Origin of the sequence: Rhodanobacter aciditrophus, from assembly GCF_050026795.1 — a bacterium.
In the GTDB taxonomy this organism is placed as follows: Bacteria; Pseudomonadota; Gammaproteobacteria; order Xanthomonadales; family Rhodanobacteraceae; genus Rhodanobacter_A.
Map to the genome: position 1 here is coordinate 364893 of NZ_JALBWP010000012.1, position 17698 is coordinate 382590.

The window sequence follows — 17698 nt, forward strand, 5'->3', positions numbered from 1 at the left end:
GCGATCCGGGCGGATCCGGACTCGAACGACGTCCTGCTGCAGGCACGCGGATTTCTTCAGCGCCTCCGGTGCAGCAATGCTGCAGCCGCACGGGCGGCGCTCACTCCCACTCGATGGTGGCCGGCGGTTTGCCGCTGATGTCGTAGACCACGCGCGAGACGCCGCGCAGCTCGTTGATGATGCGGTTGGACACCTTGCCGAGGAACTCGTACGGCAGGTGCGCCCAGTGCGCGGTCATGAAGTCGACGGTTTCCACCGCGCGCAGCGCGATCACCCATTCGTAGGCGCGCGCGTCGCCGACCACGCCGACCGACTTCACCGGCAGGAACACGGCGAAGGCCTGGCTGGTCCTGTCGTACAGGTCGGCCTTGCGCAGCTCGTCGATGAAGATGGCATCGGCGCGGGCCAGCAGTTCGGCGTATTCGGGCTTCACTTCCCCCAGGATGCGCACGCCCAGGCCCGGGCCGGGGAACGGGTGGCGGTAGACCATCTCGCGCGGCAGGCCGAGTTCCACGCCGATGCGGCGCACCTCGTCCTTGAACAGCTCGCGCAGCGGCTCGACCAGCTTGAGCTTCATGTGCTCGGGCAGGCCGCCCACGTTGTGGTGGCTCTTGATGACGTGGGCCTTGCCGGTCTTGCTGCCGGCGGACTCGATCACGTCCGGATAGATCGTGCCCTGCGCCAGCCACTTCACGTGGCCGTTGCCGGCGGCGGTAACCTTCGCCGATTCCTCGTCGAAGATCTCCACGAACAGGCGGCCGATGATCTTGCGCTTGGCCTCCGGGTCGGCCACGCCTTCCAGTGCCTCGAAGTAGCGCGCCGCGGCGTTCACGCGGATCACCTTGACGCCCATGTGCTCGGCCATCGTGGCCATCACCTGGTCGCCTTCCTTGAAGCGCAGCAGGCCGGTGTCGACGAACACGCAGGTGAGCTGGTCGCCGATGGCCCGGTGCAGCAACGCGGCGACCACGGAGGAATCCACGCCGCCGGACAGGCCGAGCAGCACGTGATCCTCGCCGACCTGCTCGCGCACGCGGGCGATCTGGTCGTCGATGATGTTGGCGGCGGTCCACAGCGTGGCGCAGCCGCAGATCTCGGTGACGAAACGCTTGAGCAGCGCGCTGCCTTGCTTCGTGTGCGTCACCTCGGGATGGAACTGCACGCCGTACCAGCGCTTGTCCTCGTTCTCCATCACCGCCACCGGTATGCGGTCGGTGGATCCGGTGATGGCGAAGCCCGGCGGCGCCTGGCTGACGTGGTCGCCATGGCTCATCCAGACGTCCAGACGGTGCGCGTCGGCATGGTCGCTCAGGCCGTCGAACAGGCGGCTCTTCGCCACGATGTCCACTTCCGCGTGGCCGAACTCGCGCTGGTCGGCCGCTTCCGTCGCGCCGCCCAGCTGCGCGGCCAGCGTCTGCATGCCGTAGCAGATGCCGAGGATCGGCAGGCCCGCGTCGAACACTTCCTGCGGCGCCTTCGGCGCGCCTTCCAGCGTGGTCGATTCGGGGCCGCCCGAAAGGATGATGCCCTTGGCGCCGAACTTGGCGATCTCGGTCGGGTCGTGGTCCCAGGCCCAGATCTCGCAATACACGCCGATCTCACGCACCCGGCGCGCGATCAGCTGTGTGTACTGCGCGCCGAAATCGAGGATGAGGATCTTGTCGGAATGGATGTTCTGCATCGGACTCGGGCTTTTCGGGAATGGGTCCGGAATGGGTCGTGTCGTGCCCGCAGGCGCGGGAACGTCGTCACGCATGGATCGCGGGTCGGGCAGGAATCTGCTGCCCGCCCTGCCTCAGGAATTCAGCCGGTAGTTCGGCGCTTCCTTGGTGATCTGGATGTCGTGCGGATGCGCCTCGGTGACGCCGGCCGAGGTCACCTTGACGAACTGCGCCTTGTGGCGCACGTCGTCGATGGTGGCCGCGCCGAGGTAGCCCATCGAGGCGCGCAGGCCGCCGATCAGCTGGTGGATGATGTTGCGCAGCGGGCCGCGGTACGGCACGCGCCCTTCGATGCCCTCGGGCACCAGCTTGTCGGCGTCGGCTTCGTTGTCCTGGAAGTAGCGGTCCTTGGAACCGAGCTGCATCGCGCCGATCGAACCCATGCCGCGGTAGCTCTTGTACGAGCGCCCCTGGAACAGCTCGACCTCGCCCGGCGATTCCTCGGTGCCGGCGAACATCGAGCCCAGCATCACGGTGGAGGCACCCGCGGCCAGCGCCTTCGGGATGTCGCCGGAATAGCGGATGCCGCCGTCAGCGATCAGCGGTATGGAATCCTTCAGCGCCGTGGCGACCAGGTCGATCGCGGTGATCTGCGGCACGCCCACGCCGGCCACCACGCGCGTGGTGCAGATGGAGCCGGGGCCCACGCCCACCTTCACCGCGTCGGCGCCGGCATCGCGCAGCATCAGCGCGGCCTCGCCGGTGACAATGTTGCCGGCCACCACCTGCACCTGCGGGAACTGCTTCTTCACCCAGGCCACGCGGTCGATCACGCCCTGCGAATGGCCGTGCGCGGTATCCACCACCAGCACATCCACGCCGGCCTCGACCAGCGCCTCGACGCGGCGCTCTGTATCGCCGCCCACGCCCACCGCGGCGCCGACCAGCAGCGCCTCGTTGCGGTCCTTCACCGAATTCGGGTTGTCGCGCGCCTTCTGGATGTCCTTCACGGTGATCAGGCCGCGCAGCTGGAAGTCGTCGTTGACCACCAGCACCTTCTCGATGCGGTGCTTGTGCAGCAGTTGCAGCACCTCGTTCTGGCTGGCGCCCTCCTTCACCGTGACCAGCTTGTCCTGCCGGGTCATGATGTTGCGCACCGGGTCGTCGGGCTTGCGCTCGAAGCGCATGTCGCGGCTGGTGACGATGCCGACCAGCTTCTCGCCCTCCACCACCGGCACGCCGGAGATGTTGTGTGCGCGGGTAAGCTTGAGCACCTCGCGGATCGAGGTGTCCGGGCTGACGCTGAAGGGATTGCGGATCACGCCCGCCTCGAACTTCTTCACCAGGCGCACTTCGGCGGCCTGCTGTTCGAGCGTCATGTTCTTGTGGATGATGCCGATGCCGCCCTGCTGCGCCATGGTGATGGCGAGGCGCGCCTCGGTGACGGTGTCCATTGCGGCGGAGACGATGGGGATGTTCAGGCGCAGGTTGCGGGTGAACCGGGTGGAGGTGTCCACGTCGCGCGGAAGCACGGTGGAATGGCCCGGAACGAGGTAGACGTCGTCGTAGGTGAGCGCCTCGGCGAGTATGCGCATGGTAAGCCCCGCGGCAAAGAGAGGATTATACGCGGCACTGCAGCATGCCGCCAGCGCGGAGGCTGAATGGATCAGGCCGCGTCGCGCGCTTCCGCCGCTTCCAGCGTGTTCTCCATCAGCGTGGCCACCGTCATCGGGCCGACGCCGCCGGGCACCGGCGTGATCCAGCTTGCGCGCTCGGCGGCGGGCTCGAATTCCACGTCGCCCACCAGCCGGCCGTCGTCGAGCCGGTTGATGCCCACGTCGACCACCACCGCACCCGGCTTGACCCATTCGCCCTTCACCAGCCCCGGCCGGCCCACGGCGACGATCACGATGTCGGCCTGGCGCACGTGGCTTTCCAGGTCGCGGGTGAACTTGTGGCAGCAGGTGGTGGTGCAGCCGGCGATCAGCAGTTCCAGCGCCAGCGGCCGGCCCACGTGGTTGGACACGCCCACCACCACCGCGTGCTGGCCGCGCACCGGGCGGTCGGTGTGCCCGAGCAGGGTCATCACGCCCTTGGGCGTGCACGGGCGCAGGCCGAAGCGGCGCAGCGCGAGGCGCCCCACGTTCACCGCCTGGAAGCCGTCCACGTCCTTGCCCGCGTCGATGCGGTCGACCAGCGCGTCTTCGTCGATGTGCGCCGGCAGCGGCGACTGCACCAGGATGCCGTGCACCGCGGGATCGGCATTGAGCCGGTCGATCAGCGCGAACAGCTCGTCCTGCGTGGTGCTCGCCGGCAGGTCGAAATCGAAGGAGCGGAAACCCACCTGGTGGCAGGCCTTGCGCTTGTTGCGCACGTACACCGAGGAGGCGGCATCGTCGCCCACCAGCACCACGGCCAGGCCCGGTGCGGGCCGGCCCTGCGCCTTGCGCTCGGCGACGCGCCGGCCGATCCGCTCCAGCAGTTCCTGCGCGATGCGTTTGCCGTCGAGTATGCGTGCGCTCATGTTGATGCCATGCCGGAAGAGGCGCCATTATCCAAGCTCCCGCCGCAGCGCACAAACGCCACGCCATGGCAGATGCCGTCGCCAACACTTCGCCCACACTCGCCGACGGCCGCCTGCTGCTGCGGCCGTGGTGCGATGCGGATGCCGCCGACCTGCATGCGGCGGTGCGCGAATCGGTCGCCAGCGTGGGGCGCTGGCTGCCCTGGTGCCGCGACGACTACGGCATGGCGCAGGCCATGGCGTGGACGACGCATTGCCGCGAGACCTGGCAGAGCGGCACGCAGTTCGCGTTCGCCGCACGCGACGCGTCCAGCGGCGACTTGCTGGGCGGCTGCGGGCTCAATCAGCTCAACCTGCCGCATCGCAGCGCCAACCTCGGCTACTGGGTGCGTGCGTCGCGCCAGGGCCACGGCATCGCCACCGCCGCCGCCCGGCTGGTGGCGCGCTTCGGCTTCGCCGAACTGGGCCTGATCCGGATCGAGATCGTGACGCTGCCCGGCAACCACGCCAGCCGCCGCGTCGCGGAAAAGCTCGGCGCCGCGTTCGAAGGCATGGCGAGGCACCGGCTGTGGGCCTGGGACCGCGCCCACGACGCGGCGCTGTATGCGCTGATTCCCGCCGATCTCGCTCAACCGGCAGCGGCGCAGAAGGCGGCGATGTCCTCGTAACCGGTGAAGCGCGCCGCCGCACCGCAGCCCGGGCAGGCCGGGTCGCGCGGCAGGCGCGTCTCGCGGAAGCGCATGCCCAGCGCATCGAAGGACAGCAGGCGGCCGACCAGCGGCTCGCCGATGCCGAGGATCAGCTTCAGCGCCTCGGTGGCCTGCAGCAGGCCCACGATGCCAGGCAGCACGCCGAGCACACCTGCCTCGCTGCAGTTGGGCGCGTCGGCGGCTGCGGGCGGTTCGGGGAACAGGCAGCGGTAGCACGGCGCATCGTTGCGGCGCGGATCGAACACGCTGACCTGGCCGGTGAAGCGCTCCACCGCGCCGTACACCATCGGCAGGCGCAGTCGTCGCGTAGCGGCGGCAAGCAGGTAACGCGCGGGAAAATTGTCGGCGCCGTCGATCACCAGCTCGTGGCCCCCGAGCAGGCGTTCGACGTTGTCGGCACGCAGCCGCTCGTTGCGCGTTTCGACGCGCACGCGCGGGTTCAGCGCGTTGAGCGCGAGGCGCGCCGATTCGGTCTTGGCCATGCCCATGCGCGCATCGGCGTGGATCACCTGGCGATGCAGGTTGGAGCGCTCCACGCGGTCGTCGTCCACCAGGGTGAGCTGGCCGACGCCGGCCGCGGCGAGATACAGCGCCGCCGGCGCACCGAGGCCGCCGGCGCCGAGCAGCACGACCTTCGCCGTGGCGAGCTTCGCCTGTCCCGCCTCGCCCACCTGCGGCAGGCGCAGCTGGCGCGCGTAGCGTTCGGCGGCGTCGGCGTCCAGCGCGGCGGCGCTCACCGGCAGGCCTTCGGTCTTCCAGCGCTCGAAGCCGCCGGCCACCGAGGCCACCTCCCGGTAGCCCATGCGCCTGAGTGCCTCGGCCGCCAGCAGCGAACGCGCGCCGCTGCCGCACAGCGTGAGCAGCGGCCGCGCGCGGTCCGGCTCGCTCTGTTCGATGCGCAGTTCGAGGAAGCCGCGCGACAGGCCCAGCGCGCCGGCCGGCATGCCGGCGGCGCGCTCGCCCTCCTCGCGCACGTCGACCAGCAGCGCGCCCCTGGTCTGGCGGGCCAGCGCTTCGGCGGGAGAAACCTCGGGAATGCTGGCGCGCAGCGAAACCAGCCAGCTTTCGCGATTCAGTGCGTCGTTCATCGCGTCAGTTTAGACCTGCCGGCGCGAGCGCGCGCTCAGCGCTTGCGCTTTTTCATCTCGCGGATCATGCGCTGGCGCTTGCGCTGCTGCGCCTCGGTGAGCACGTTCTTCTTGCCGGCGTAGGGATTCTCGCCCTCGCGGAACACGATGCGGATCGGCGTGCCTTCCAGCTTGTAGCGCTTGCGGAAGAAGTTCTCGAGATAGCGCTGGTAGGCCGGCGCGATGTGCCTGGTGCGGCTGCCGTGCAGCACGATGGTGGGCGGGTTGCTGCCACCAGGATGGGCGAAGCGCAACTTGGGCGCGTGCCCGCGCACCAGCGGCGGCTGGTAGCCCTGGTAGGCCTGCTCCAGCGTGCGGGTGAGGTCGGAGGAGCCGAGTTCCTTCGTGGCCGAGGCATGCGCGCGCACCACCGCGCGCATCAGTTCGCGCAGCCCCGACCCGTGCAGCGCGGAAATGTAGACCTGTTTCGCCCAGTCCACGAACTGCAGGCGGCGTTCCAGCGCACGCTGGCACTGCTCGCGCTGGTAGGCGTCCAGGCCATCCCACTTGTTGACGGCGATCACCAGCGCCCTGCCTTCGTCCAGGGCGTGGCCGATCAGGGTGAGGTCCTGGTCGGCGAGGTTTTCGCGCGCGTCGATCATCAGCACCACGACTTGCGCGGCGGCCATCGACTGCAGGGTCTTGATGACGCTGAACTTCTCCAGCGCCTCCTCGACGCGCGCCTTGCGCCTGACGCCGGCGGTGTCGATCAGGGTGTAGCGGCGGCCGTCGCGCTCCAGCGGCACGCGGATCGGGTCGCGGGTGGTGCCGGCCACGTCGGAGACGATCAGCCGGTCCTCGCCGAGCAGGCGGTTGACCAGGGTGGACTTGCCCGCGTTGGGCCGGCCGACGATGGCAACGCGGATGCTGCCGTCCTCGTCCGGCACGGCTTCCCCGTCAGCGTCGTCGGGCAGCAGCGGTCGCAGCGCGGCAAGCAGGCGGTCGGTGCCGCGGTTGTGCGCGGCGGCCAGCGGCAGCGTGGCGGCGATGCCGAAGGCGGCGAACTCGGCCAGCGCGGCCTGTTCGTCCAGGCCGTCGGTCTTGTTGACCGCGGCGATGATCGGCTTGCCGCTGCGGCGCAGTTCGTCGAGGATGCTGCGGTCCTGCGGCAGCAGGCCGTCGCGCGCGTCCAGCACCAGCACCAGCACCTGCGCCTCGTCGATGGCGAGGCGCACCTGCTGCGCGGTGAGCGCGTCGAGGCCTTCGTCCATGCCGGACAGGCCACCGGTGTCGACGACCACGAAAGGCCGCTCTTCCATGAGGTGGCAGACGCCGTAATGGCGATCGCGGGTGACGCCCGGCAGGTCGGCCACCAGGGCGTCGCGGCTGCGCGTCAGCGCGTTGAAGAGGGTCGATTTACCGACATTGGGACGGCCGACCAGGGCGACGACGGGCAGCATGGCGAAACACGGCTCCTTGCGGCGGGTGCGGCGTCAGTGCGCACCGAGACGGTAGGCGCCGATATGGCCCTTCACGTCCTCGACGTACACGGTGTCGCCCACCACCAGCGGCTGGGCCTGGATCGCCTTCTTCGACAGGCGCACGCGCGCGGCCAGCGCGCCGTCGCCGGTCTGCAGCCAGTGCACGTAGCCGTACATGTCGCCGACCACCACGTAGTTGCCCTGCACCGCGGGACCGGTCAGCCAGCGGTACTTCAGCTTGTCGTTCTTCCACATGTCCGCGCCGCCGCTGCGGTCGAACGCCCACACCACGCCCTGATCGTCGACGCCGTAGACGGCGTTGCCGCCGGTGGCCAGCGCGGTGTAGGTGGAGAACGGGTGCGACCACAGCGGACGCCCGCTGGGTCCGTCGATCGCGGTGAGGTTGCCGTGGTAGGCGGCACCGTACAGCGTGCTGCCGTCAAGCAGGATCGCGCCGTCGGCGTCGTCGAGGCGCTCGATGTCGGTGCGGCCCTCGCCGTTGGCGAGCTTCTGCTCCCACAGCTTCTCGCCGTTGTCCTGGCGCAGCGCGACCAGCTTGCCGTCATCGCTGCCGACGAATATCACGCCGTTCGCGGCCAGCGGCACGCCGTTGCCGCGCAGGCTGAGCGTGGGCACGTTGCCCTGGTCGTAGACCCAGCGGCGCTTGCCGGTGGCGGCGTCGAGGCCATAGATGCGGCCGTCCTGGGTGCGCGCGATCACGAGGTCGCCGCTGATCGCCGGCGCGGCGACCACCTCGGAGACCAGGTCGGCTTCCCAGCGCGGGCCGCCGTCCTTCGCGTTCATGCCGTAGACGTGGCCGTCGAGCGTGCCCACGACGAGCAGGTCGCCGGCCACGGCCGGACCGCCGGCGTACAGCGCGTCAGGGCGCTTCTTGTCGCCCCAGCCGAACCAGCCCTTGGTGCGGCTGCTCTTTTCCCACAGCTTCTTGCCCGTGGCGGCGTCGAACGCGGCGATCTTGCCGTCGGTGCTGTCGGCGTACAGCACGCCGTCCACCACCGTCGGGCGCAGGCGCACGCCGCTGATGCCGGGACCGTCACCGATGCGTGCGCTCCACACCTTGCTGACCTGCACCGTGGCCTTGAAATGCTTTTCCAGCGGAGTCGGCGGCTCGAGGTTCTTCTTCTTGAACGAATTGCAGCCGGCCAGCAGCACCAGCGAACCGACAGCGACCAGCCATGCGCGCTTGTTCACCACGACTTTCATGCACCCTGCTTCCCGGCCACGGCCAGATCGTCGATTTTCATCTGCAGGACGGCATGCTGCGGCGCGTCCTCACCCAATGCCGTCATCGCCGCCTGGTAGGCCTTGCGTGCGTCGTCGGCGCGTCCCAGCTTGACCAGCGCATCGCCGCGGAGTTCCTGGTCGAGGCCGGTGTACTGCCCGGCCGGTATCGCGTCGAGCGTGGCCAGCGCGGCCTTGCCGTCGCCCTTGGCCAACTGCACCCGGGCGATGCGCAACTGCACCAGCGCCTTCAGCGCCGGGGCGGTGGCGTGCCCCTCCGCCCACTGCAGCGAAGCGATCGCCTTGTCCAGTTGCTTGTCCTGCACCTGCTGCTTCGCGCGGTCGCTGACCGCGAACAGCGCATACGGCGACTTGGCATAGTCCTTCATCAGCTCGTCGACGAAGGCGGTCGCCGCCTCCGGCTTGCCGCTGGCCAGCGCCACCTGCGCCTGCTGGTACAGGGTGGCGGCGGCGGCTTCGTTGTTCGCCTGGTGCTTGCGCCACTGCTGCAGGCCGAAGATGCCGACCAGGCCGATCGCGATGCCCACGGCGATGGACAAGCCGTTCTCGCGCAGCCATTTCTGGACACGTTCGCTTTGTTCGTAGTCGTCGTATGCGTCGAATGCCATGCTTCACCGTTGAAGGAAATCGTGCGCGTCGCGCACCGCGTGCGGGGGACGGAAAACAGTCCGCCGGCACCCTTCGCCCGGTCAGGGGCGAAGAATGGGCAAGCATAACCGAAATGGATCGCCCGCAGGCGCGGCGCGCGCCTGCGCTGCAGCGGTCAGAGGCTGGCTGCAGCGGCCTTGCCGTCCGCGATCTGCACGCGGAAATGCGCCACGTTGGCGTGGCGGAAACCGTCGAGCGCCACCGGCTGGCCGTCGATGCTCACCTGCGCGCCGCCGACGTTGCCGATGCGCACGTCCAGCGGCTGGTCGCTGTGCCAGGTCTTGCTGCTGCCGGCCGGCAGCAGGCCATATTCCAGCCGCGTGCCGTCCTGCCCGGTCACCTCGATCCAGCTGGCCGCGCTGAGGTTCACGCTGAGGCTGTGCCCGCCCGTCCCCGCATCTGCGGCGGCCGCGGGCGCGGCGACCTTCGGCGGCTGCGGTGCGTCGTCGCCGAGGCTCGGGAACGGCGCCATCGAGGCCATCAACGGCTGATCCTGGGCGGGCTGCGCGACCGGCGCCTTCGCGACGGGTGCCGCCGCAGCCGCGGCTGCGCCCGGCTTGCCCGGCACGGTGGCCTGCACGTCCTGCTGCGCCACCGGCGAGGCATCCAGCGGGGTGAGATGGCTGAGGTCGCGATCCAGCGTGCTGCGCACGCCGAACCATACCGTCGGCACCACGATCACCAGGGTAAGCACCAGATAGGTGGCGGCGGTGGCGTAGCGGTCGAACAGGAAGCGCGAATGCGAGACGCCGCCGGTGGCCACCAGCGGCGGCTCGGCCTGGCGGATGCGCGCCTGCTCGGCCTGGATCTCGGCCTCGCTGATGCCGAGGTACTGGCCGTACTTGCCGATGTAGCTGGCGAGGTAGATCTTCGAATCGATGCCTGCGTGCTCGCCCTGCTCCAGCTTGCGCAGGATGCGCAGCGGCAGCTTGAGTGCGTGCGCGCAGGTCTCGAGGTCCCTGCCAAGCGCCTCGCGCGCCGCCCGCAGGCGGCTGCCGAAGGCGGCGTCGTGGTGGTCGAGCGGGTGACTGGCGGCGGAGACTTCCATGACGTCACGCCGATCGACGAACAGATCATGCGCGGCCGGATCCTGGCCGGACTGGGAAGGCTGCATCGTGGTCATTGACTGCTGGCAGTGGTTTTCAGGGCGCGAGCCTGCTCCGAGTCCGGGAACTGGCCCTGCAAACGCCTGAGATAGGTCTGGGCTGCGTCCGTATTACCCAAGCGCGACTCGATATCGTAACCAAGCTTGAGAGCGGCCGCATTGGGTTTGCCCAGCGCATCGAAACGCTGGATGAAGGCCCGAGCACGAAACGCATCCCCCTGCCGGTAGAGTACTTCGGCGAGATGGAAAAGTGCATCGCCATTGCGGGGATTTCGTGCGATTGCGTCACGAAAACTCGCTTCCGCGCCGGCCGTGTCGTTCACCCGCAACTGGCAGATGCCGGCATTGGTCAGTGCCACGTCGGGGGTGGCGTAGAAGGGATCGGCCACCGCCCTGTTGAAGTAGCCGATCGATTCCTGCACCTTGCCGGTGCGGCAGAGGAACTGGCCGAGGTTGTTGTTCGGGCCGCCCTTGGTCGGCTCCAGCGCCACCGCCTTGCGATAGTGGGCCTCGGCCTCGGGGAGGTTGTTGATCTTCTCGTAGACCACCGCGATCACGGTGTGTGCCGGCGCGTAGTTCGGGTCGAACTTCAATGCCAGCTGCAGCTTGGCCAGCGCGTCCTGCAGGTCGCCGTCGGCGAGGTAATGCTGGGCCAGCTCGGTATGGATGCGGGCCGCGTCCTGGCGCTGGTCGGCCTTGCTGGTCGCCGCGATGTTGGCGCTGCTCGATTGCCCGCTGCCGCTGCCGTTGCCGTTGTCGCCACCGCCCACCGTCACGCAGCCGGCGAGCGCCAGCGCCAGACCGAACCCCAGCAGCGGCTTACAGCGCATGCGTCACCTCTTGGTCCACACGTTGGCGAATCCCGGCGCTGCGCCGGGTGCGGTCGTTCACCTGCCCGGCCAGCTGGCCGCAGGCCGCGTCGATGTCGTCGCCGCGGGTACGGCGCAGCATGGTGAGGATGCCGGCGTTGAGCAACTGGGTCTGGAACGCACGGATGGTCTCGGCGTCCGAGCGCTCGTAGCGCGTGCCGGGGAAGGGGTTGAACGGGATCAGGTTGACCTTGCAGGTCGGCAGCCTGCGCATGAAGCGGATCAGCTGCTTAGCATGCTCGGGCTGGTCGTTCACGCCCTTCATCAGGGTGTATTCGAACGTGATCGAGGTGCGCGGCTTGCGCGCGATCCAGCGCTGGCAGGCGGCGGTGAGTTCGGCCAGCGGATAGCGCTTGTTGATCGGCATCAGCTCGGTGCGCAGCTCGTCGTTGGCCGCGTGCAGCGACACCGCCAGCGACACGTCGATCACCTCGGAAAGCCTGTCGATCCAGGGCACCATGCCCGCGGTGGACAGCGTGACGCGCTTGGCGGCGAGGCCGAAGCCGAGGTCGTCGCGCATCAGGTTCATCGCGCGCACCACGTTGTCGAAGTTCGCCAGCGGCTCGCCCATGCCCATCATCACCACGTTGGTGATGCGACGGTTCTGGTGGGTGACGTTGCCCAGCTGCTTCGCCGCCACCCACATCTGGCCGATGATCTCGGCGGTGGCGAGGTTGCGGTTGAAGCCCTGCGCGCCGGTGGAGCAGAACTGGCAGTTCAGCGCGCAGCCGATCTGCGAGGACACGCACAGCGTGCCGCGGGTGGGTTCGGGGATGTACACCGCCTCCACCGCGTTGCGGGCATCGATGCCCAGCAGCCACTTGTGCGTGCCGTCGGCGGCGGCCTTGTCCAGCAGCGTCTTCGGCGGACCGACGTGGCAGCTCGCCTCGAGCTTGGCGCGCAGCGCCTTGCCCACGTCGGTCATGTTGGCGAAGTCGGACTCCAGGTGATGGTAGATCCACTTCATCACCTGCTCGGCGCGGTACGGCTTCTCGCCGAGCTGCGCGAAGAAGTCGCGCAACCCCTGGCGGTCGAAGTCGAGCAGGTTGACCTTGCCGGCGGTGCCGGTCGGATCGGATGAAGTGGCGGGTACCTGGTTCATGTCCTTTTTCTGAGCGCGGCCACGGACGGCCGCCTTTTGATCTTCGCGTTGATGGATGAACGCCCTGGCTCAACTCGTGCGGCCACGGGCGGCCGCGTTTCGATCTCCGCGTTCATCGATGAACGCATCAGCGGGAGTGCACTTCCGTCGCGGCGAAGAAGTAGGCGATCTCCACCTTCGCGGTCTCGGCGGCGTCGGAACCGTGCACCGCGTTCGCGTCGATCGAGTCGGCGAAATCGGCGCGGATCGTGCCCGGCGCGGCTTCCTTCGGGTTGGTGGCGCCCATCAGCTCGCGGTTCTTCAGGATCGCGTTCTCGCCTTCCAGCACCTGGATCATCACCGGGCCGGAGATCATGAACTCCACCAGCGCCTTGAAGAACGGGCGCTCCTTGTGCACCGCGTAGAAACCCTCGGCCTCGGCGCGCGACAGCTGCGCCATCTTGGCGGCGACCACCTTGAGGCCGGCCTTCTCGAAACGGGCGTAGATCTCGCCGATCACGTTCTTCGCGACGGCATCGGGCTTGATGATGGAAAGGGTGCGCTCCAGCGCCATGGGGGTGCTCCGGGAAACGGGATGGAATGAGGAGTCGGCGTTGCGCCGCGATGAGCCAAAACCGACTCGGAATGCGGGTTTAGCCTGCGAAGTTTGACAGATTCTATCCCATTCGCAAGTCGCGCACGGGCCGGCCGCCCCGGCGGTTTGACGGCGGCGAAGCCGCCCGCGTATGCTCAAACGATCGTTTGAACGACACCCCCGGCCACCTGGGAAGACCCGATCCGTGAACCGTACCGGCTCCACCAAGGAACGCATACTCGCCGCCGCCGAGGCGCTGTTCGCCCAGCGCGGCTTCGACGGCGCCTCGCTGCGCCAGCTGACCAGCTCCGCCGGGGTCAACCTCGCTGCGGTGAACTACCACTTCGGGTCCAAGGAGAAGCTGGTCGAGCAGGTGTTCCGGCGCCGGCTGGACGCGCTGAATGCTCGGCGCCTGGCCGCACTGGCCAGGGTGGCCGGCCAGCCCGAGACCCGGCTGGAGGACGTGCTGGACGCCTTCATCCGCCCTGCTCTCGAACTGTCGCACGACGACAACGGCTCGCTGTTCATGCGCGTGCTGGCGCGCGCCTTCGCCGAGCACGACGACACCCTGCGCAAGTTCCTGTCCGAGAACTACGGCCACGTGATGCGCCAGTTCACCGCCGAATTCGCCCGCCTGCTGCCGCGGTTGAGCAAGGAGGAGCTGTACTGGCGCATCGACCTCGTCACCGGCGCGCTGACCCACGCGATGTCCGGCTTCGGCATGATCCAGCGCAAGCACGACGTCAGCGAAAGCGTCCACCGCGAGCAGACCGTCGCCCACCTCGTCCGCTTCGCCGCCGCCGGCCTGAGGGCCGGCGAATGAGCGCCCGCGACCTTGCCTTCACCGGCCGCTGAGCGCCGGCCGCGTTCCATGTCCTTCCCGCCTCATGTATTCGCATCACACCTGGAGAATCCAATGACCGCTCCATCCACCACCACCCCGGCGCTGCGCATCCGCAAGGCGGCCGTGCTCGGCGCCGGCGTCATGGGCGCGCAGATCGCCGCGCACCTGACCAACGCCGGCGTCGAGACCGTGCTGTTCGACCTCGCCGCGAAGGAAGGCCCCAAGAGCGGCATCGCGCTCAAGGCCATCGAGCACCTGAAGAAGCTCTCGCCCGCCCCGCTGGCCGACGCCAGCCTCGCCGCCGCCATCATCCCGGCGAACTACGACGAGCACCTGGCCCTGCTGGAAGGCTGCGACCTGATCGTGGAAGCCATCGCCGAGCGCATGGACTGGAAGCTGGACCTCTACCGCAGGATCGCCCCGCACGTCGCGCCCGCCGCGGTGCTGGCGTCGAACACCTCCGGCCTGTCGATCAACGGCCTGGCCGAGGCGCTGCCGGAGGAAATGCGCCACCGCTTCTGCGGCGTGCACTTCTTCAACCCGCCGCGCTACATGCACCTGGTCGAAGTGATCCCGACCCGCCTCACCGACGCCAGGGTGGTCGAAGGCCTCGAAGCCTTCCTCGTCACCACCGTCGGCAAGGGCGTGGTGATCGCCCGCGACACGCCGAACTTCATCGGCAACCGCATCGGCGTGTTCTCGATGCTGGCCACCATGCACCACACCGAGCAGTTCGGCCTGGGCTTCGACGTGGTCGACGCGCTCACCGGCCCCGCCGTGGGCCGCCCGAAGAGCGCCACCTACCGCACCGCCGACGTGGTGGGCCTGGACACCATGGCGCACGTCATCAAGACCATGGCCGACACGCTGCCGAACGACCCGTGGCACGCCTACTTCAAGTCGCCGGTGTGGCTCTCCGCACTGATCGAGAAAGGCGCGCTGGGCCAGAAGAACGGTGCCGGCTTCTACCGGAAGGCCGGCAAGGACATCGTGGTGCTCGACGTCGCGAAGCAGGACTACCGCGCCAGCGAGCAGAAGGCCTCGGACGAGGTGGCCGCCATCCTCGCCATCAGGAACCCCGCCGAGAAGTTCGCCAAGCTGCGCGCCTCCGCGGACAAGCAGGCGCAGTTCCTGTGGGCCACCTTCCGCGACCTGTTCCACTACACCGCCTACCACCTCGCCGACATCGCCGACACCGCGCGCGACGTGGACTTCGCCATCCGCTGGGGCTACGGCTGGAAGCTCGGCCCGTTCGAGACCTGGCAGGCCGCCGGCTGGCAGCAGGTGGCCAAGTGGGTGCAGGAGGACATCGCCGCCGGCAAGGCGATGAGCAGCGCGCCGCTGCCCGCCTGGGTGCTGGACGGCCGCGACGGCGTGCACGGCAAGGACGGCTCCTGGTCCGCCGCCGACGGCAAGTACAAGTCGCGCTCCGCGCACCCGGTCTACGCGCGCCAGCTGTTCCCCGATCCCATCCTCGGCGAGACCTTCGACCAGGGCAGCACCGTGTGGGAGAACGACGGCGTGCGCCTGTGGACGCTGGGCGACGACGGCGTGGGCATCCTCTCCTTCAAGACCAAGATGCACACGGTCAACGACCAGGTGCTGGACGGCATCCAGCACGCCATCGGCATCGCCGAGGAAAAGCTCAAGGCCGTGGTGATCTGGCAGACCGGCGAGCCGTTCTCCGCCGGCGCCGACCTCAAGGGCGCGCTGGGCCTGCTGCAGGCCGGCAGGTTCGACGACTTCGAGAAGATGGTCGCCAACTTCCAGCGCACCAGCATGCGCATCAAGCATTCGCTCGTTCCCGTGGTGTCCGCCGTGCGCGGCCTCGCGCTGGGCGGCGGCTGCGAGTTCCAGATGCACTCCGCACGCACCGTGGCCGCGCTGGAAAGCTACATCGGCCTGGTCGAGGCCGGCGTGGGCCTGCTGCCCGCCGGCGGCGGCCTGCACGAGCTGGCCGTGCGCGCGGCCAAGGCCAACCCGGCCGATCCGTTCGAGGCGCTGAAGAAGGTGTTCGAGACGGTGGCGATGGCCAGGGTCTCGCCCAGCGCGATCGAGGCGAAGAACATGGGCCTGCTGCGCGACAGCGACGTGGTCGTGTTCAACGCCTACGAGCTGCTCTACGTGGCGAAGAAGGTGGCGCTGTCGCTGGCCGAATCCGGCTACCGCCCGCCGCTGTATCAGCGCAACGTGCCGGTCGCCGGCGACGTGGGCACCGCCACCTTCAAGGCCTCGCTGGCCAACCTGCAGGCCGGCTACTTCGCCTCCGAGCACGACATCGCCATCGCCACCCGCATCGCCGACACCCTGTGCGGCGGCAACGTGGAGCGCGGCTCGCTGGTGGACGAGGAGTGGCTGCTGGAGCTGGAGCGCAAGCACTTCGTGGAGCTGGCCAAGACCGAAAAGACCCAGGCCCGCATCGCCCACACCATGACCACCGGCAAGCCGCTCAGGAACTGATCGGACTTCACAGGCACGTCATCCCGGCGCAGGCCGGGATCCAGCGGCAAAAAGCGACCACTGTCGAGACTGGATTCCGGCCTGCGCCGGAATGACGAACAAAACAAACCAACGGCGCGTCGCTGCTTGATGCGCGACGCCACGGAGCAAGAACCATGACCAAGCAAGTGCAAGACGCCTACATCGTCGCCGCCACCCGCACCCCGGTGGGCAAGGCGCCGCGCGGCGTGTTCCGCAACACCCGCCCCGACGACATGCTGGCCCACGTGATCAAGGCGGTGCTGGCGCAGGCACCCGGCATCGACCCGCACGAGATCGCCGACGTCATCATCGGCTGCGCCATGCCCGAGGCCGAGCAGGGCATGAACGTGGCGCGCATCGGCCTGCTGCTGGCCGGCCTGCCCGACACCGTGCCCGGCGTCACCATCAACCGCTTCTGCTCCTCCGGCCTGCAGGCCGTGGCGATGGCCGCCGACCGCATCCGCCTCGGCGAGGCCGACCTGATGCTGGCCGGTGGCACCGAGAGCATGAGCATGGTGCCGATGATGGGCCACAAGATCGCGATGAACCCCGCGATCTTCAGCAACGAGCACATCGGCATCGCCTACGGCATGGGCATCACCGCCGAGAACGTGGCCAAGCAGTGGAAGGTCAGCCGCGAGGCGCAGGACGCGTTCTCGGTGGAAAGCCACCGCCGCGCGCTGGCCGCGCAGGCCGCCGGCGAGTTCAACGACGAGATCACCCCGTTCCGGCTCGACGACCGCTACCCCGACCTCGCCACCCGCGGCATCGTCACCGACAGCCGCGTCATCAGCGCCGACGAAGGCCCGCGTGCCGGCACCACCGCCGAGGTGCTGGGCAAGCTCAAGACCGTGTTCAGGAACGGCCAGTTCGGCGGCACCGTCACCGCGGGCAACTCCAGCCAGATGTCCGACGGCGCCGGCGCCGTGCTGCTGGCCAGCGAGGCCGCGCTGAAGAAGTACAACCTCGCGCCGCTGGGCCGCTTCGTGGGCTTCTCCGTCGCCGGCGTCAAGCCCGAGGTGATGGGCATCGGCCCGAAGGAGGCGATCCCCAAGGCGCTCGCGCAGACCGGCATCAGGCAGGAGCAGCTCGACTGGATCGAGCTCAACGAAGCGTTCGCCGCGCAGGCGCTGGCGGTGATCGGCGACCTCCGGCTCGATCCCGCCAAGGTGAACCCGCTCGGCGGCGCCATCGCGCTCGGCCACCCGCTGGGCGCCACCGGCGCCGTGCGCATCGCCACCCTGCTGCACGGCCTGCGCCGCAGGAAGCAGAAGTACGGCATGGTGACCATGTGCATCGGCACCGGCATGGGCGCGGCGGGGATCTTCGAAGCGCTGTGATCGCGCGACCGCCCGGCACCACCTTCGTT

15 protein-coding genes are annotated in these 17698 nt (G+C 68.9%); 4 read left to right on the plus strand and 11 right to left on the minus strand.

Annotation, left to right across the window (positions count from 1 at the left end; all coding sequences use genetic code 11):
* Positions 1-100 precede the first annotated feature (100 nt).
* The 3 genes from guaA to folD form a co-directional block, all read right to left on the minus strand.
* Positions 101-1681 (minus strand): glutamine-hydrolyzing GMP synthase, encoded by a 1581-nt coding sequence (gene guaA / locus ACQGNW_RS14680; protein ID WP_426663965.1) that lies wholly within the window; start codon positions 1679-1681, stop codon positions 101-103.
* A gap of 114 nt (positions 1682-1795) precedes the next feature.
* Positions 1796-3256 carry an IMP dehydrogenase gene (gene guaB / locus ACQGNW_RS14685; RefSeq protein ID WP_426663966.1) on the minus strand — a complete coding sequence of 487 codons (1461 nt, stop codon included), beginning with the start codon at positions 3254-3256 and terminating at the stop codon, positions 1796-1798.
* Positions 3257-3327: 71 nt separating this feature from the next.
* Positions 3328-4185, minus strand: coding sequence for a bifunctional methylenetetrahydrofolate dehydrogenase/methenyltetrahydrofolate cyclohydrolase FolD (folD, locus tag ACQGNW_RS14690; protein WP_426663967.1), 858 nt, complete (start codon positions 4183-4185; stop codon positions 3328-3330).
* Between the two features lie 65 nt (positions 4186-4250).
* On the opposite strand from folD, the gene ACQGNW_RS14695 reads away from it, so the two are divergent.
* A complete protein-coding gene (locus ACQGNW_RS14695; protein ID WP_426663968.1) occupies positions 4251-4853 on the plus strand; it encodes a GNAT family N-acetyltransferase in 603 nt (200 codons plus the stop codon).
* On the opposite strand, the gene moeB is transcribed toward ACQGNW_RS14695, so the two are convergent.
* From moeB to ndk, 8 genes are all read right to left on the minus strand, one after another.
* Entirely contained in the window at positions 4814-5983 is a 1170-nt protein-coding gene (moeB, locus tag ACQGNW_RS14700) for a molybdopterin-synthase adenylyltransferase MoeB (protein WP_426663969.1), read from the minus strand. The genes ACQGNW_RS14695 and moeB overlap by 40 nt on opposite strands.
* Before the next feature lie 35 nt (positions 5984-6018).
* Positions 6019-7422 (minus strand): ribosome biogenesis GTPase Der, encoded by a 1404-nt coding sequence (gene der / locus ACQGNW_RS14705; RefSeq protein WP_426663970.1) that lies wholly within the window; start codon positions 7420-7422, stop codon positions 6019-6021.
* A gap of 33 nt (positions 7423-7455) precedes the next feature.
* The gene (gene bamB / locus ACQGNW_RS14710) at positions 7456-8667 is read right to left on the minus strand and encodes an outer membrane protein assembly factor BamB (protein WP_426663971.1); all 1212 of its coding nucleotides are present in this window, start codon (positions 8665-8667) and stop codon (positions 7456-7458) included.
* Positions 8664-9314 (minus strand): YfgM family protein, encoded by a 651-nt coding sequence (locus ACQGNW_RS14715; protein ID WP_426663972.1) that lies wholly within the window; start codon positions 9312-9314, stop codon positions 8664-8666. Before ACQGNW_RS14715 ends, bamB begins: the two co-directional genes overlap by 4 nt.
* 155 nt (positions 9315-9469) lie before the next feature.
* Positions 9470-10402, minus strand: a complete 933-nt coding sequence (locus tag ACQGNW_RS14720) for a helix-turn-helix domain-containing protein (RefSeq protein ID WP_426663973.1) — start codon at positions 10400-10402, stop codon at positions 9470-9472.
* 71 nt (positions 10403-10473) lie between these two features.
* Positions 10474-11289, minus strand: a complete 816-nt coding sequence (gene pilW, locus ACQGNW_RS14725) for a type IV pilus biogenesis/stability protein PilW (protein WP_426663974.1) — start codon at positions 11287-11289, stop codon at positions 10474-10476.
* A complete protein-coding gene (gene rlmN, locus ACQGNW_RS14730) occupies positions 11279-12430 on the minus strand; it encodes a dual-specificity RNA methyltransferase RlmN (RefSeq protein WP_426663975.1) in 1152 nt (383 codons plus the stop codon). The genes pilW and rlmN overlap by 11 nt, the downstream gene beginning before the upstream one ends.
* A 127-nt stretch (positions 12431-12557) precedes the next feature.
* Complete coding sequence (ndk, locus tag ACQGNW_RS14735) at positions 12558-12983, minus strand: nucleoside-diphosphate kinase (RefSeq protein ID WP_426663976.1); 426 nt, start codon at positions 12981-12983, stop codon at positions 12558-12560.
* A 172-nt stretch (positions 12984-13155) separates the two neighbouring features.
* Between ndk and ACQGNW_RS14740 the strand changes: the two genes are divergently transcribed.
* From ACQGNW_RS14740 to ACQGNW_RS14750, 3 genes are all read left to right on the plus strand, one after another.
* Positions 13156-13827: a TetR/AcrR family transcriptional regulator gene (locus tag ACQGNW_RS14740; RefSeq protein ID WP_426663977.1), complete on the plus strand. Its 672-nt coding sequence runs from the start codon at positions 13156-13158 to the stop codon at positions 13825-13827.
* A gap of 93 nt (positions 13828-13920) precedes the next feature.
* Entirely contained in the window at positions 13921-16308 is a 2388-nt protein-coding gene (locus tag ACQGNW_RS14745; protein ID WP_426663978.1) for a 3-hydroxyacyl-CoA dehydrogenase/enoyl-CoA hydratase family protein, read from the plus strand.
* A 155-nt stretch (positions 16309-16463) separates the two neighbouring features.
* A complete protein-coding gene (locus tag ACQGNW_RS14750; RefSeq protein WP_426663979.1) occupies positions 16464-17669 on the plus strand; it encodes an acetyl-CoA C-acyltransferase in 1206 nt (401 codons plus the stop codon).
* The last annotated feature ends 29 nt before the right edge of the window (positions 17670-17698 follow it).

Coding starts and splice junctions, on each gene's coding strand:
- guaA (WP_426663965.1), bottom strand. CDS start 1,681: ATGCAGAACATCCATTCCGACAAGATCCTCATCCTCGATTTCGGCGCG.
- guaB (WP_426663966.1), bottom strand. CDS start 3,256: ATGCGCATACTCGCCGAGGCGCTCACCTACGACGACGTCTACCTCGTT.
- folD (WP_426663967.1), bottom strand. CDS start 4,185: ATGAGCGCACGCATACTCGACGGCAAACGCATCGCGCAGGAACTGCTG.
- ACQGNW_RS14695 (WP_426663968.1), top strand. CDS start 4,251: ATGGCAGATGCCGTCGCCAACACTTCGCCCACACTCGCCGACGGCCGC.
- moeB (WP_426663969.1), bottom strand. CDS start 5,983: ATGAACGACGCACTGAATCGCGAAAGCTGGCTGGTTTCGCTGCGCGCC.
- der (WP_426663970.1), bottom strand. CDS start 7,422: ATGCTGCCCGTCGTCGCCCTGGTCGGCCGTCCCAATGTCGGTAAATCG.
- bamB (WP_426663971.1), bottom strand. CDS start 8,667: ATGAAAGTCGTGGTGAACAAGCGCGCATGGCTGGTCGCTGTCGGTTCG.
- ACQGNW_RS14715 (WP_426663972.1), bottom strand. CDS start 9,314: ATGGCATTCGACGCATACGACGACTACGAACAAAGCGAACGTGTCCAG.
- ACQGNW_RS14720 (WP_426663973.1), bottom strand. CDS start 10,402: ATGGAAGTCTCCGCCGCCAGTCACCCGCTCGACCACCACGACGCCGCC.
- pilW (WP_426663974.1), bottom strand. CDS start 11,289: ATGCGCTGTAAGCCGCTGCTGGGGTTCGGTCTGGCGCTGGCGCTCGCC.
- rlmN (WP_426663975.1), bottom strand. CDS start 12,430: ATGAACCAGGTACCCGCCACTTCATCCGATCCGACCGGCACCGCCGGC.
- ndk (WP_426663976.1), bottom strand. CDS start 12,983: ATGGCGCTGGAGCGCACCCTTTCCATCATCAAGCCCGATGCCGTCGCG.
- ACQGNW_RS14740 (WP_426663977.1), top strand. CDS start 13,156: ATGCTCAAACGATCGTTTGAACGACACCCCCGGCCACCTGGGAAGACC.
- ACQGNW_RS14745 (WP_426663978.1), top strand. CDS start 13,921: ATGACCGCTCCATCCACCACCACCCCGGCGCTGCGCATCCGCAAGGCG.
- ACQGNW_RS14750 (WP_426663979.1), top strand. CDS start 16,464: ATGACCAAGCAAGTGCAAGACGCCTACATCGTCGCCGCCACCCGCACC.